Raw genomic sequence first — 383 nt, 5'->3', positions numbered from 1 at the left:
GCAAATATTAATAAACCGTTAACCATCATTCAATTTATTTACAGTGTAAATACTAGTTATCGCTTTCAACATTTACACTGTAAATCACCAAACAAAAAAATACGCATTAAATTGCATATGGAGCTATCCTAATATTTATTAAACTCGTAATTTCAAAATTTAAATATTTCGATTTTATCCTACCTTTAAATAACTCACTAAGTAATAGCTACCTCTTCATAGCGCAATAATCGATGTATGAAAGTAGCTTTGTGAGTTAATCAATAACAAGCACCTTCCTACGTAAAAAAGAATATCCATGAAACCCAACATTATAGCGACAAGAAGTAAGAAGTAAGAAGTAAGAAGTAAGAAGTAAGAAGTAAGAAGTAAGAAGTAAGAAG

Source organism: Photobacterium sp. Ph5 (assembly GCF_022129445.1).
In the GTDB taxonomy this organism is placed as follows: Bacteria; Pseudomonadota; Gammaproteobacteria; order Enterobacterales; family Vibrionaceae; genus Photobacterium.
Note: the sequence above shows the minus strand (reverse complement) of the source record.